15 protein-coding genes and 1 tRNA gene are annotated in these 14148 nt (G+C 66.2%); 4 read left to right on the forward strand and 12 right to left on the reverse strand.

What is annotated here, in order from left to right:
* Positions 1 to 71 precede the first annotated feature (71 nt).
* From dcd to KZX46_RS06890, 8 genes are all read right to left on the reverse strand, one after another.
* Complete coding sequence (gene dcd / locus KZX46_RS06855; RefSeq protein ID WP_219775989.1) at positions 72 to 752, reverse strand: dCTP deaminase; 681 nt, start codon at positions 750 to 752, stop codon at positions 72 to 74.
* On the reverse strand, positions 745 to 1977 hold the full coding sequence (locus tag KZX46_RS06860) for a hypothetical protein (RefSeq protein WP_216710311.1): 1233 nt from the start codon (positions 1975 to 1977) through the stop codon (positions 745 to 747). Before KZX46_RS06860 ends, dcd begins: the two co-directional genes overlap by 8 nt.
* On the reverse strand, positions 1934 to 2380 hold the full coding sequence (locus KZX46_RS06865) for a hypothetical protein (RefSeq protein ID WP_216710310.1): 447 nt from the start codon (positions 2378 to 2380) through the stop codon (positions 1934 to 1936). Before KZX46_RS06865 ends, KZX46_RS06860 begins: the two co-directional genes overlap by 44 nt.
* 1056 nt (positions 2381 to 3436) lie before the next feature.
* Positions 3437 to 3511 (reverse strand) — tRNA-Phe (locus KZX46_RS06870).
* A 23-nt stretch (positions 3512 to 3534) separates the two neighbouring features.
* A complete protein-coding gene (gene yacG / locus KZX46_RS06875; RefSeq protein WP_219775990.1) occupies positions 3535 to 3708 on the reverse strand; it encodes a DNA gyrase inhibitor YacG in 174 nt (57 codons plus the stop codon).
* The gene (locus KZX46_RS06880; protein WP_219775991.1) at positions 3695 to 4672 is read right to left on the reverse strand and encodes a ribonuclease E/G; all 978 of its coding nucleotides are present in this window, start codon (positions 4670 to 4672) and stop codon (positions 3695 to 3697) included. Before KZX46_RS06880 ends, yacG begins: the two co-directional genes overlap by 14 nt.
* Positions 4665 to 5243 (reverse strand): nucleoside triphosphate pyrophosphatase, encoded by a 579-nt coding sequence (locus KZX46_RS06885; protein ID WP_219775992.1) that lies wholly within the window; start codon positions 5241 to 5243, stop codon positions 4665 to 4667. The genes KZX46_RS06880 and KZX46_RS06885 overlap by 8 nt, the downstream gene beginning before the upstream one ends.
* A complete protein-coding gene (locus KZX46_RS06890) occupies positions 5231 to 6340 on the reverse strand; it encodes a DUF2332 domain-containing protein (RefSeq protein WP_219775993.1) in 1110 nt (369 codons plus the stop codon). Before KZX46_RS06890 ends, KZX46_RS06885 begins: the two co-directional genes overlap by 13 nt.
* On the opposite strand from KZX46_RS06890, the gene hisG reads away from it, so the two are divergent.
* Together hisG and hisD are read left to right on the forward strand one after the other, a co-directional pair.
* A complete protein-coding gene (hisG, locus tag KZX46_RS06895; RefSeq protein ID WP_219775994.1) occupies positions 6321 to 6992 on the forward strand; it encodes an ATP phosphoribosyltransferase in 672 nt (223 codons plus the stop codon). The two genes, KZX46_RS06890 and hisG, sit on opposite strands and share 20 nt — an antisense overlap.
* A complete protein-coding gene (gene hisD / locus KZX46_RS06900) occupies positions 6976 to 8265 on the forward strand; it encodes a histidinol dehydrogenase (protein WP_219775995.1) in 1290 nt (429 codons plus the stop codon). Before hisG ends, hisD begins: the two co-directional genes overlap by 17 nt.
* 77 nt (positions 8266 to 8342) lie before the next feature.
* On the opposite strand, the gene KZX46_RS06905 is transcribed toward hisD, so the two are convergent.
* Entirely contained in the window at positions 8343 to 9599 is a 1257-nt protein-coding gene (locus KZX46_RS06905) for an MFS transporter (RefSeq protein ID WP_219775996.1), read from the reverse strand.
* Positions 9600 to 9732: 133 nt separating this feature from the next.
* Between KZX46_RS06905 and KZX46_RS06910 the strand changes: the two genes are divergently transcribed.
* A complete protein-coding gene (locus KZX46_RS06910; protein WP_219775997.1) occupies positions 9733 to 10503 on the forward strand; it encodes a DUF3800 domain-containing protein in 771 nt (256 codons plus the stop codon).
* A gap of 128 nt (positions 10504 to 10631) precedes the next feature.
* On the opposite strand, the gene KZX46_RS06915 is transcribed toward KZX46_RS06910, so the two are convergent.
* The 3 genes from KZX46_RS06915 to priA are packed head-to-tail and all read right to left on the reverse strand — an operon-like array spanning position 10632 to position 13686.
* The gene (locus tag KZX46_RS06915) at positions 10632 to 10961 is read right to left on the reverse strand and encodes a helix-turn-helix domain-containing protein (protein ID WP_219775998.1); all 330 of its coding nucleotides are present in this window, start codon (positions 10959 to 10961) and stop codon (positions 10632 to 10634) included.
* On the reverse strand, positions 10958 to 11332 hold the full coding sequence (locus KZX46_RS06920) for a type II toxin-antitoxin system RelE/ParE family toxin (protein WP_219775999.1): 375 nt from the start codon (positions 11330 to 11332) through the stop codon (positions 10958 to 10960). The genes KZX46_RS06915 and KZX46_RS06920 overlap by 4 nt, the downstream gene beginning before the upstream one ends.
* A gap of 59 nt (positions 11333 to 11391) precedes the next feature.
* Complete coding sequence (gene priA / locus KZX46_RS06925; protein WP_226896138.1) at positions 11392 to 13686, reverse strand: primosomal protein N'; 2295 nt, start codon at positions 13684 to 13686, stop codon at positions 11392 to 11394.
* A 146-nt stretch (positions 13687 to 13832) separates the two neighbouring features.
* On the opposite strand from priA, the gene KZX46_RS06930 reads away from it, so the two are divergent.
* The gene (locus tag KZX46_RS06930; RefSeq protein ID WP_226896139.1) at positions 13833 to 14132 is read left to right on the forward strand and encodes an EthD family reductase; all 300 of its coding nucleotides are present in this window, start codon (positions 13833 to 13835) and stop codon (positions 14130 to 14132) included.
* The last annotated feature ends 16 nt before the right edge of the window (positions 14133 to 14148 follow it).

Below are 14148 nucleotides of genomic sequence, written 5' to 3' on the forward strand. Positions count from 1 at the left end.
ACGATGAGGTGCGCCGTGGGGTCCGGATGCCTCTCCGTGAACAGACGTGGCACCTGACTAACGATGTCGGCTCATGCCGCTTCCACGTCCGGCGACGTTACCGCGATATCCGGCGCCGGTGTTGGTGGGCGATCCGCGCGGCTCGCTCTGAGCTTGTCGAACACCGGATCACGCGAAGGCAGCTTTATCGAGGGCTTGCGCTGTCTGGAGAAGTCACCGCCGCTGCTGCCGGAACCGGTCTTCGTCGAATGCAGGAATATCTGACAGATCGACATGCCGGGAGCGAGCGTCAGCGGAATTTCTCCGCAATTCGCCAGTTCCAGAGTGAGGCATCCGGTGAATTTGGGATGTATGCCGGCGGCCGTCTCTATGATGAGCCCGTGCCGACCCAGCGACGACTTGCCGGTGACGTAACCGGACAGGGTTGACGGAAGAGACAGCCATTCGAGCGTCACGCCGAGGACGAAGCGGCCGGGATGGAGGATGAACTCCTCGCCGAAGCGCACGAAGTGCTCTTTGGTGCCGATGCCGGACGTGTCGTTTCCGTCGTCATCGGGTCCGTCACGCCACAGCGGGAAATTCGGGGTTTGGTTCTGCTTGAAGCTCCTGAACCAGCGACCAAGTCTGAGATCCACCGACGTCGCCGACCGCGTGAACATCGCGTCGAGGTTGGGACGTGGAACGATGGCCAGACGGTCGTGGTTCGTCACCGGATGGTTGAGCCGCATGGCGATCTCGTCGGTGTTAAGCATCGCGGCTGACCTTGTCTCGGTATTCCGCCACTTCGACCGACTTCAGAATCAGGTCGTTGAGGATGCGCAGCTTCTCAGTATCGCTCTTCCCGGCCATTCCCTCAGGATTGGCGAGCCGGCGCCACCCCGCGATGATGATCTCGGCGAACGAGGCCTCGCCTTCGTGAGGCTCGTTCCGACGGAACGCTTCAAGGACATCTTTGACACGCTGCTCTCTGGGGAGGACGAGACCGCGCCGCTGCATTTCCTCGGACAGGAGGGTGCGCATCATTGGCACCACCTCGGCGACGGCTGCCGTCACGATCTCGTGCATGTCGGCTTCGCCTTTGGGCGGTTTCGGAGACATCCACCTTTCCGTGAAGTCGCGGTCGAGATGCATCGACCAATCGGTTGCCGCCTCTACAAGGAACCGCAGCCTGCTTAGATCGGATGGATAAGAAAGAGTGGTCATGTCCGCTCCGGGAGCGATGAAATAGTCGTATGCGTGGAGATATGCCGTTCCAAATAGGTGGAGTCCGAAGAAGTCGCAGAAGATCTCCTCGATCTGTTGAGCGGCATTGTATGAACATCGTTCGGCGACAGATCGCCGACCGAGGTCATCGAGTTTCATCTGTTCGAGCAAGCGTTTTTCCACACTGGGACGCGCCAAGAGCTGAGCGTCGACTGCTGGCCCGATGGCTTTCGCTGATTCATCTCTTATCACAGAATACCGCCGCCAGGCCGTGTGGCCGATCTCGTGTCCGGCAAGGGGCGAGACGAGGGCGTTCCCCGATTCCGAGGCGGGCGTACCGATGATTACGAATGTAGGTAGGATGTCGAAGTTCATCGGCCAGGTGAACGGCGTGTACTGCCATTCCGATGAGACCAGCACGCGCACGTCGTCTCCGATCGTCCTCCGCACCATCTCACCAAGGGCGTAGTGCAGTTCGAAGGGGTTCCGGACGTTCGTGGATCGAAGGATCAGTCCGAGGATGACGATCGACTTGCCGACCTGGACGATGGCGTTTGCGCACAAGTCGTCGACCAGATCGGGTCTGAGAGCAGCCAACTCCTCTCCCAATCTCGCTCGGATTTTTACGAAATGTGCGTCGAGATAACCGAGCGCCTCCTTGCCGTCCTCGTGTGGGAAGCTGGAGTTGCGCAGCTGTACGATCTGCTCCGCGAATGCGTCTACGCGACGTCTAGCCGAAGCTAGCCGGTGCCGCGATTGTTCCAGATCGTCCAAATCTCGCCTCCGCAGCTGGTCGACCCACGAACTCGGAATGGAGTTTAAGGCAGAAATCGACGACCTTGTCCGAATCATCTCCCCGGCCATGCTGATCCGCCAAGCGGTTTAGCCCGTCGACGGCCCAGTCCAGTAGACGATCGATGGCACCGTCGTCGCCGGAGCCGGCGGTCTCACTGCTGGACACCCGGTTGAATGATTCGAAGTAGCCCGGCCGCATCGCCGCTGCCGCGTTCGCAGATGACGGGAACGACGTTTGGCGCAAGGCCTGCGCGAGGTCCTGGAGCGGCAACGGGCTGAACTTCATGCAGTTCTTGGCCAGCTCGAGTTCCAGAGCGGATCGAAGCGCGAGATCGCCGATCACGAACTTGGAGAGAAGAGGAGCTTCGGTCGTCTGCTGCATCGCGTCACCCCTACCTGACATTTTCAATCCTACACCGTTTTATTTCGCGACTCAACGTGAGTCGTTTGAAGCGTCTCTCCGGCCAGCCAGCGTCGGTCCAACTCGAGACGCACGACAACGCCGCAGAAGCGCGATGTAGTCAACCCGCTCCGCTTCACGATTTCCACGATCCGTGCGGCGACATCGTCGGACGTCGTGTGCGCGGTAATCTTGGCGCCGTGCGCCGCGACGTTGTATCGGGGGTCTGCGAGAAGTCCCGGTTCGCCGGCGACTCTATGGCCGCGTAGAAGAAGCACGACGAGCAGCGAAGATGCGTCAAGGCCGACCGTCTGGGCGTAGGCTGCGAAAGCGGCCTTGTCCGTCTTGGATAGATGAGCCGTTGCCTGAAACCGTCTTCCACGGGACACGGCACCCGACCGCTGTTGTAGAATGCCGACCATATCCCTTAGTCGCCTAGGCTCGCCAAGGCCCATCGGAAGACGAGCAAGTCTTGATTTTGCTCCGTAATGTTCGACCGTCCTGCGCCTTCGATCGCTCGTTGAAGCCTTCGGCCCGGCGAATGTCGCACATCCGCGTGATGCTTCAACGGTTCTCGCAGCTGACGATCATCTTCCACCAGATTGCACCCTGCTGCGGACTGTGCTGGGTATGGTTCTGCGAGGGCAATTGCACGCCTTTGTTCGACGCTATCTCGTCACCGCAACCCTGGCACTCGTAGATGCCGTTGTCGGGCGGCGTCTCCCCGGGCTTCTACAGCTTGTCGAAGTTGGCGTGGTTGTTTGTCGATAGTTTGCCGGAGTCCTTGTACCAGGCCATGGACATTCCTCGAAGATGGTTGGATCGGACCTTAGCTTGTCCCAGCCCTTAATATCTGTCGAGCGGAATGACGCGTTGCGGATGGACCGGCTGAAGGGCCGGAGGCGCCATCGACCGAGCGACGAGGCTCGCATCGCCCGGCACTGACCACCGCGGCCTTGTTGGTCTGCTACCGTAATGGTGGCTGATACGATCGTTAGCGTGGCTGGGGACGCGCTCTAAGTTGCGCGAACAACTGCGTGGTGCCCGGGGGCGGATTTGAACCACCGACACGGGGATTTTCAATCCCCTGCTCTACCCCTGAGCTACCCGGGCGCTTCGCCAAGCGAGCGGCGGATTTAGTCGTGCTCGCGGTCGTTGTCCAGCGCTTCCCCCGGAATTGCGTGACGCTCGTCGAGCCAGTCGAGCAAGTCGCGGTCCTTGCACCCCGCCGAACAGAACGGCGCGACCGCGGCAACTTGCGGCTTGCCGCAACGGACGCAGGCAGGCGGAGCGGGATCAGGGCGCGACATACCCCGACGTAGTTGGCGACGGGTCGACCCGCAAGGCGACGGTGCCGCCGACACGGCGAGCGAGTTCGGCGACGAGCTCGGGCCGGGCGTCGAGCCATGCGATGACCGGCGCAGCGGCGACCAGCGTGCAGCGCCCGGCAGCGCCACGTTCGGCCTGGCGGAGCAGCCGTAGCGCCGCCGTCGCGTGCGAGTCGACGCGCAACACCTCGACGAACGACGCACGCAGGCGCGGCCGGACGATCTGGGCGAAACCAAAGCCGTTGACCGCGGTCCGCTCGAACGGCTGCGGCAACGCGACATCGAGCCGCGCGCCGATCGCGGTTCGCGCCGCCTTGTCGGCCACCGTCGGGAAGTCGATGCCGATCGATCCGGTCAAGTCGAATCGGCGGATCGCGGCGCTGGCGGCATCGGCGGCGGCGAGGGCGAGTTCGACCGGGGGCAATGCGCCGTCGACGTCGATCACCGTCATCGCCGGGGTCGGGCTGATTGTCAGCGATCCGCCGGAGAAGAGCACATGCCCGGTCAGCGCCGCCTCGACGACCTCGCTCCACCCGACCGCCTCGAACAGGTCAGGGCCGTGTCGGCTGGCCTCGCGCACCGCCACTCCGCTGCTGCGCAACCGGTCGGCAAGCGCTGGCCCCGAGCCGACCGGGGCAGTGGTCGCAATCACCTTCGCCAACCGGAGTCGCCCTGCCTCAGCGAGCGCCTCGCGCACGACCTCGACGCGTAGCGTCATGCCCTCAGTCAACGCGCGCGGTAGTGGCTCAAGCAATGCTTCGACCCCGCCGACACCGACGATGCCGCGCACGCCGGGAGCGAGGATCGTCGTCAGCCGGACCTCACGGACATCGCCCGCACGCCAGCCGCCGTCGCGTTCGATATAGGCCTCGGCAATGCCGCCATCGGCGCCGAGCACGATCGCGCGGGTCTCGCCGATGCCGAATTCGATCAGCGCGTCAGACATTCACCGCAATCCCGGTAGCGGTGAGCAAGGCGCGCGTTTCGTAGAGCGGTAGCCCGACCACCCCCGACCACGACCCCGTGAAGGCGCGAACGAGTGCGACGGCGCTGCCCTGGATCGCATAGCCGCCCGCCTTGCCACGCCACTCGCCGCCGTCGATGTAAGTATCGATCTCGCGCTGGGTCAGTCGTTTGAAGGTCACCTCCGATGACGCGGAGCGGCTTCTCATGGCTCGGGCAGCGTCGACGACGGTGACGGCGGTAATCACCCGGTGGCGGCGTCCCGAGATCAGGCCGAGGCACATCCGCGCTTCGGCTTCGGTTTCCGCCTTAGGCAGGATGCGCCGCCCGACTGCGACAACGGTATCGGCGGCGAGGATCACCGCGCCGGAGTGCCGCGCGGCCACCGCAGCCGCCTTCGCCGCCGCCAAGCGTGCCGCATGCGGGGCCGGAAGCTCGCGCTTCAACGGAGTCTCGTCGAGGTCGGCGGCATCGACCGCATCGGGGACGATGCCGATCTGCGCGAGGAGCGCCAAGCGGCGCGGGCTCGCTGAGGCGAGGATCAACCGAGCCATTCGACCGTCGCACCGTGGGGGTGACCGTACGCGAGCAACCGGTCCTCGCCGCCGGGCCACATCGTCAGGCGTAGCGTCGGGCGTGGAGCGTTGGCCTGCTCGAACTCACAGCGCAGCCATGCGAGCTGATTGGCAGCGGTCGCGGCTGCCGCGAGCTTCTTCAGATGCGCGGCGATCCGTGCCTGGGTATTACGCGGGAAATATTGCCACGCGATGCTGTGGTAAACGACCGTTGCCGTGCCGGGGCGCGGCGCGACGTGCTGCTCGACCCACGGCGCGGCGTCGCCTGCATCGAGCGGGGCCGGGTCATTGGCGAAGGCCGCCATCGCCGCACTCAGCCGCTCGATCCGCGCGGTCTGGTCGGGCCACACATAAGCGAGCAGCCGCGCCCGGCCCGCTGGGTCGCGAACATCGACCGGCGCGAGATCGACGCCGCAGCGCTCGATGATAATAACCGGAGCCAACGGCGGCGGCGGCCCCTGCCAAGCGGGCGCGAGCGTCAGCGGGGCGTCGCCCGGCCCGCTGATCTGGCCGGCAAAATCATAACGATAGCCGTCCATCCGCAGGTTGAGCCCCGCGCTTGCGCCGAGTTCGAACAGTCGCAGCGGCAGCCGGGTCTCGGCGGCGATGACCAGCATGCCGGGCATCAGCATCCCCGAGCGAGCGACCTCGTTGGTTTGCGGGGCGGAGTCGAGCCACGGCAGCAGGCGCGGGTCGGCGAGCGTCGCGCCCAACCCCGTCGCAAGCATTGCCGAATCGGGCAGCGGGTTCGGCGGATACAGTGCCGCCAGCGACGGGGCCTCGCCGCCACGTACCATCGCGTTGAGCCCGCCGAGAAGGCGCAGCACGAGCGCGTCGGCGCGCGGATCGCCGCGCCAGCCGAGCACACGCCGCCCTGTCTCGGTCGACTCGTCGATGATCGTACCCAAAGTCTCGCACAGCTGCTCGGTGAACGGCGCATCGAGGCGGCGCGCCCAGTCGGCCTGGTCGGCGAAGGCTTGGCGGATCGCTGCGGTCATCGGGTTGCTGTGACAGCGCCGCGCTGGACGCGCAACGGTCGCGCCGGTATCGGGCGGCATGGCCGACGAACTGATCATCGCATTGCCGAAGGGCCGCATCCTCAAGGAAGCGCTGCCGGTGCTCGCGCGCGCCGGGATCATCCCCGAGGCGGCGTTCACCGACGAGGACAGTCGGGCGCTCAAATTCTCGACCAATCTCAAGGGCGTAGCGTTGATCCGGGTGCGCGCGTTCGACGTCGCCACCTTCGTCGCCTTCGGCGCGGCGCAGCTTGGAATTGCGGGAAACGACGTGCTGATGGAGTTCGATTTCTCCGAAATCTATGCACCCGTCGACCTCGGCATCGGCAAGTGCCGCCTGTCGGTCGCCGAACCCGCCGAGCAAGCTGCCGGCGACGACCCGCGGACGTGGAGCCATGTCCGCGTCGCGACCAAATATCCCAACGTCACCCGCGCCCATTTCGCCCGCCGCGGTGTCCAGGCCGAGTGCGTAAAGTTGAATGGTGCCATGGAGTTGGCGCCGATACTCGGGCTCTGCAGCCGGATCGTCGACCTCGTTTCGACCGGGCGGACCCTCGTCGAAAACGGGCTCGTCGAGGTCGAGACGATCGCACAGATATCGTCGCGGCTGATCGTCAATCGCGCCGCGTTCAAGACCCGCGCGGCGCAGGTCGTGCCGTGGGTCGAGCGCTTCCGCACCGCCGCTGAGGTCCCCCATGCCGTTGCGGCTTGACGCTACCGCGCCCGGGTTCTCGTGCGAATTCAAGGCGTTGGTCGACGCCCGTCGCGAAAGTGATGCCGCTGTCTCGTCAGATGTTGCTGCGATTATTGCCGATGTCCGAGCAAGGGGCGATGTCGCTGTTGCCGAGCTGACGGCGAAGTTCGACCGGATCGACCTGAACGAAATTGGCGTCGAGGTCTCGCGTGAGGAGATCGCGGCGGCGCGGTCGAGCATTGCTCCCGATGTGCTGGCGGCGCTCGAACTCGCGGCGGAGCGCATCCGGGCGTTCCATGCGGCGCAGCGTCCAGTCGACCTCGATACGACCGATTCTGCTGGGATTCGATTGGGTTACAGGTGGTCAGCGGTCGCTGCGGCGGGGCTGTATGTACCCGGCGGGCTGGCGAGCTACCCGTCGTCGGTGCTGATGAACGCGATTCCGGCGAAAGTTTCTGGCGTCGGGCGGGTGGTGATGGTCACGCCGACCCCCGGCGGGCGGCTCAATCCGCTTGTTTTGGCCGCCGCCGAGCTTGCTGGAGTCGATCAGATCTTCCGCATTGGCGGCGCGCAGGCGATCGCGGCCTTGGCATATGGTACTGAAAACATTGATAAAGTCGACAAGATCGTCGGCCCTGGCAACGCCTGGGTGGCGGAGGCTAAGCGGCAGGTGTTCGGGGTGGTCGGGATCGACATGGTGGCTGGGCCGTCGGAGGTTGTGGTCATCAGCGACGACAAATCGGACCCCGAATGGGTCGCCGCCGACCTGCTGGCACAGGCCGAGCACGACGCTGTTGCGCAGTCGATCCTGATCACCGACTCGGCGGCGTTCGGCGATGCGGTGGCGGCGGCGGTCGAGCGGCAACTGCTTGAGCTTGCGACACAATCGTCGGCGCGGGCGAGCTGGGAGGCGTATGGCACGATCATCGTCGTGCCCGATTTCGACACTGCGATCCCGCTGATCGATGCCCTTGCGGCGGAGCATCTGCAGATCATGCTCGACGACCCGGACGCGCTCTTTCAACGGGTTAGCCACGCTGGGTCGGTGTTTCTCGGGCGGCATACGCCGGAGGCGGTCGGCGATTACGTCGCCGGGCCCAACCACGTCCTGCCAACGGGGCGAAGGGCGAGGTTTTCCAGCGGGTTATCGGTCACCGACTTCATGAAGCGGACGACCTTCCTCGGCTGCGATGCCGCCGGACTCGCCGCGATCGGCCCCGCGGCGGTAACCTTGGCGACCGCCGAGGGCCTCCCCGCACACGCCAATTCGGTTCGTATCCGCCTCGGCTGACCGCTCGACCTGACCGCGCACCACCACGCGCACACCGTCCCGCACAGGCCCGCACACCGTAGGCACCCTTTAGGCGCTCATCCGGCCGACGCGAGCGCGACCGACCCCTCGGGTTCAGGCAGCGGCGGCACCCCCGAAAGCCGCGCGCCGATGCCCAAAGCCGCCACCCCGAGCACGCCGCAAAACCCCGCGACCCCCGGCCACCCGGCCCAGCTCCACGCGACCCCGCCCGCCGAGCCGAGGACGCTCGACCCGAGGTAGTAGAAGAATAGGTACAGCGCCGCCGCCTGCGCCCGGTCGCCGCGCGCGCGGCGTCCGACCCAGCTCGACGCGATCGAATGCGCGCCGAAGAATCCCGCGGTGACGACGGCAATCCCGAGGATGACGAGCGGCAGCGGCGTCGCGGCGGTCAGCGCAACTCCGGCGATCAGCGCGACGATCGGCATCCAGAATATTTTCCGCCGCCCGCGCCGCCCGGCGATGCCGCCGACCCATGCGGAACTGAACGACCCGACGATATACAGCAGGAACACCGCGCCGACCGCGCTGTCGCCGAGCCCGTACGGGGCGGCGCGCAGGCGGAAGCCGACGTAATTATAGACGGTGACGAACACCCCCATCAGGACGAAGGCGGCGGCGTAGAGCCACGGCAGCGCGCCGTCGGCGAAGATCCGCCTGACCCCGGCGACCCACGCCGCGCGGCTCGGGCGGCGTGACACGAACCCCGCCGAGCGCGGCACCAACGCGGCGAAGACGATCGCGGCGACGATCCCGGTCGCCCCCGTCGCGGCGATCGCGACGCGCCAGCCGAAGTGCTCGGTGACCACCGCGACTCCCAGCCGCCCGGCCATCCCGCCGATCGCCGACCCGGCGATATACAGCCCCATCGCCGGGCCGATCGCGGCGGCGTCGACCTCGTCGGCGATATACGCCATCGCCACCGCGGGGATGCCGGCGAGCGCGACCCCGGTCAACAGCCGCATGACGAGGAGCAGATGCCACCCCGGCACCGCCGCCGTCAGCGCCGTCAACACCGCCGCCGACCGCGCCGCCGTCAGCGCCGTCAACACCGCCGCCGACCCCAGCGCCCCGATCATCACCGGCCGATGCCCGACCCGGTCGGCCACCACCGCAGCAAACAGGATCGCCACCGCAAGCGGCCCCGTCGCGAGGCTCACCGCAAGGCTCGCCGCCGCCGGCGTAATCGCGAACTCGGCGGCGAAGCGCGGCAGGAGGGGCTGCGTGCAATACAGCAGCGCGAAGGTCGCGAACCCGGCGACGAGCATCGCGGTGGAAAGGGCGCGGTAGGCGGGGGTGTGGCGGGCGATGGGCATGGGGCTTGAGTAGGCTAGCCTGCAGAGAAATATTGGGCGACTTTGAGTGTAGGCCGGTTCGCAGTGGCAGTAGACGCTATTCTGAGAAATTTGTCGGGTTGACTTAGTCGCAAGTTTGCCATCGTTTTGCCGAATGCACCTACTCTTCGTCGATGAAAGCGGTACCCCGTCAAAGCCCGAAAGTGTACACCAAGGGTACTTCGTGATGGCAGGGCTCGTTATTCCAGAGGATCGCTGGTCCGGGATGCGCGACAAGTTGGTCGGGCTAAAGCGAGCCTCGGCATATCATGGTGAACTAAAATGGCGCTTTTTCGCGCCCAATAACACTGACGATGACAATCCAATGTTGGGATGGCTACCCGCTGCCAAAAATACGTTTCGTGATAATGTCTTTAAGCTGATCACTGACGCTAAATCATGTCGGATTGTGGCTTGCGCCAGCGAATCTGCGACAAGCTATGCTTTGGGGAATGTGAATTCGCAAAGCGATTTGTACTTTCGGATATATAAACCTGTGACCGAAAGATTTCAGTATCTTCTCCAAGACATTACGCGAGCGAGCGGCAGTGACACTATGGGATTAATCGTAGCGGACCACCGCGGCAAAGGTGACGACGACAACATGCGCCAACAGCATGAGCGGCTGATCAGAGAGTCGGGTAAATATACTTCAAACTACGCTAATTTTATCGAAAGACTTTTCTTCGCTCCATCGCATCTGAGCATCGGAATTCAACTTGTGGATATGGTCGCGGGCGCTATCTGGCGGGCACAAGCGTTTGGTGATCTAACTTGGTACAACCGCCTACGTCCGTCGTTTAGGCAATCCCCAACGGGAAAAATCGACGGATGGGGACTCGTACGATTTCCCAAGGCGGGGTGGATTGGACCGATCTTAGATTAGACGCCGGGTGAAGCCGTGGCTTCAACGTGCAAGGTGACGCACTCCCGGCTAAGAGAATCTAATGCGGGCAGTAAGGCCCGTCAATATCCAGTGACTCGGCCACAGAAATAACGCTCAGGGGGATGCACCTAACTGAAATGAATCGTCGACGGCCGCGCCTCCTGACCTCCCAGCCGCACGACAATATCGACCTCGCACCCCAGCCGCGTCAGCATGCGCATCAGCCGCTCGACCGAGACGTCGCGAAACTGGCCCTTGAGGATGCGCGAGACGTCGGGCTGGCTGACACCGGAGGCCTTGGCGGCGGCGACCTGGGTCAGTTTGCGATCGGCCATGACGTCGGCCATGCGCGCGACGAGCTGCGCCTTGAGCAGATGGGTGTCGGAGTCGGCGTGGCCGAGATCGGCGAACACATTGCTGGTGCCCATCTGGACGGAAAGATCGGGGTCTTCGGTCATGCCGTGCCTTTCGGTGTCTGGTGTTGCCGGTGGTGATCCTCGGCGGCTTTGAGGCGTCGGCGGATCATCTCCAGATCCTGTATCGGGGTCTTGCGACCCTGTTTCGACTTCTTCTGAAACGCGTGCAGGACGTAGACGGCTTCGTCGAACTTGACGGTGTAGACGGCGCGGTAGGTGTCGCCTTGGTGGTCATCGACCACTTCGACCACCCCGGCTCCGCCGAACCCTTTAAGGGGCTTGGCGTCGCCGTACATCTTGCCAGCCTGCGCGAGAAACAGTGCGTAGCCCATGCCGTCCTGCACCGGATCGGGGAACGAGCGGAAATCCTTGTAGCTCGACCCGATCCACGCAACCGGCCTCATCTGATCCATCGCTGTTGATATGGTAGTTTCACCATAGGACTGTCAAGCGGGGCGTGCAGGCCGGTCGCTTACAAGAAATTATACGGGTCGATATCGACCGTCACCCGCACGCTGCCCGGCACCGCGACCCCCTCGAGCCACTCAGCGATGATCCCCTGCAGGTCGAGGCTCCGCGGCGCGTGGACCAGCAGCCGCTGGCGGTGGCGCCCGCGCAGCATTGCCAGCGGGGCGGGGGCGGGGCCGAGGACGGCGAGGCCTTCGGCTTGCGGAGCGCTGCGGCCCAGCGCGCGGGCGGTGGCGGTGACGGCGGCGTCGTCCTCGCCCGAGACGACGATCCCGGCGAGGCGGCCGAAGGGGGGCAGGCCGAGGTCGCGGCGGGCGTCGGTCTCGGCGGCGTAGAAGCCCTCCGCGTCATACTCGACGAGCGCGCGCATGATCCGGGCTTCGGGCTGGTGGGTCTGGAGGAGGACGCGGCCGGGCTTGGCTCCACGCCCGGCGCGGCCCGAGACCTGCGCGATCTGCTGGAAGGTGCGTTCGCCCGCACGGAGGTCGCCGCCCGCGAGGCCGAGGTCGGCGTCGACCACGCCGACGAGCGTCAGGTCGGGGAAGTGATAGCCCTTGGTGACGAGCTGGGTGCCGATCAGCAGGTCGACCTCGCGCGCCTCGACGCTCGCGACGAGCGCGGCGGCGCGGGCGGGGGAGAAGATCGTGTCCGACGTCACCAGCGCGACGCGCAGGTCGGGGAGGACGCGCGCAACCTCCTCGGCGACACGCTCGACCCCGGGGCCGCAGGGGACGAGGCTGTCGGCGGCGCCGCACGCCGGGCATAGCTTGGGCACCGGCACCGAATAGCCGCAATGGTGGCACTGGAGGCGGCCGGTCAGCCGGTGTTCGACGAGCCACGCGGTGCATTGCGGGCACTCGATCCGCTCGCCGCAGCTCCGGCACAAGGTCAGCGGGGCATAGCCGCGGCGGTTGAGGAACAGCAGCGACTGCTCGCCGGCGACGAAGGTCTCGCGCAGCGCGTGGACCAGCGGCGGGCTGAGCCAGTTGCCGCGCGGCGGCGGGTTGGTCCGCAGGTCGATCGTCTCGACGCGCGGAAGCTGTGCGCCGCCGAAGCGGGTCGGCAGCTTGAGCTCGGTATAGCGGCCGCGCGCGACCTGGACGCGGGTCTCGATCGCCGGGGTGGCGGTGGCGAGGACGACCGCGATGCCGTCGATCTGCGCGCGCATCACGGCGACGTCGCGGGCGTGGTACTGGACGCCCTCGTCCTGCTTGAAGCTCGATTCGTGCGCCTCGTCGACGATGATCAGGCGGAGGTCGGCGTAGGGGAGGAACAGCGCGGAGCGCGCGCCGACGACGACGCGGGCGGTGCCGTTGGCGACCGCGCGCCACGCCCGGCGGCGTTCGGAGCCGCGGAGGTCGGAGTGCCATGAGACGGGGGGGCAGCCGAAGCGGGCGGCGAAGCGCGCGAGCCACGGGGCGGTGAGGGCGATTTCGGGGACGAGGACGAGGGTTTGGCCGGTGGGGGTTGGTGCCTTCCCCTCGCCAGCACGCCCGCCTCCTTCTCCGTCATCCCCGCGAAGGCGGGGACCCATCACCCCGACCGATTGTGGTGGGTCCCCGCCTTCGCGGGGATGACGGCGAGAGCGAAGCGCCGCCGCGATCCCCTCGAAATACACCTCGGTCTTGCCCGACCCCGTCACCCCGTCGAGGACGAATGGCGCAAAGTCGTGGAGGGCGACCGCGCGGGCGATGTCCTCCGCCGCGACCGCCTGCTCGTAGCTGAGCACCGGCTGGGCGAAATCGGGGTCGGGGAGCGGGGGCGGTGTGTCGGGGCTGACCGCGATGGGTACGAGCATCGCCGCTTTGACCATGCCGCGGATCACTCCCCCCGACACGCCGCCGTGGCGCGCGAGTTCACGCACCGACCCCTGCCGCCCGTCGAGGCGCTCGATCGCGGCGGCGCGGAGCGAGGTGAGCTTTTCCGGAACGGCACCGAGCCGGTATTCGGTGATATCCGCCGCCGCGACGAGCGCCGACGATACCGACAGCGCCATCCGCAGCACCGCCGCCGGGGGAGCCATGTAGTACGCGCCGGTCCATTCGATCAGGCGGCGCAACCCGGCGGTCATCGCGGGGACGTCGAAGCGGCGGACGACGGGGCGGAGCTTGGCATCGGGCACCTCGCGCGCGGCCCAGCGGTCGGCCTCCCACACCACGCCGACGATCGTCCGCGGCCCGAGCGGGACCTCGACGATGTCGCCGTAGCCGAGGTCGAGGTCGTCGGGCACCGCGTAATCGAGCGCGCCGAGGCCGTGCTGGAGAACGAGGACACGGACGCGGGGACGGGATGCGGTCATCGCCCCCGAGATAGGCGCGGGGACGAATCGCCGCCACCCCGGCCGGTTGCCAGGCTATGGCGGCGCGTGTCCGCAGGCTACGGTGCGGCGAGGCGATTCGGCCGGCGATCGCGCTGCGCACCATGACCGGCGGGGAGTTGACACCCATGACCAGCTATATCGTCGCCTATCCGGCCACCCCGGGCGCAACCTTCGACTCCGATTATTACATGGCGACGCACATGCCGCTGGTCCACGCGACGTTCGGGCCGCACGGCTTGACCGGATCGCGCGTGCTGTTCGCCGACCAGCCCGACGCGCCGTTCGTTGCAGTCACGACGCTCGACTTCGCCGACGAAGCCGCCTTTGCCGCCGCGACCTCGTCGCCCGATGCCGCAGCGGTGTTCGCCGACGTCGCCAACTTCACCACGATCACCCCGACGGCGATGCGCGCGCGCAGCGCCTGAAGGCTATCGACGCGCG

This window comes from Polymorphobacter sp. PAMC 29334 (assembly GCF_019431245.1).
Classification (GTDB): Bacteria; Pseudomonadota; Alphaproteobacteria; order Sphingomonadales; family Sphingomonadaceae; genus Polymorphobacter_B; species Polymorphobacter_B megasporae.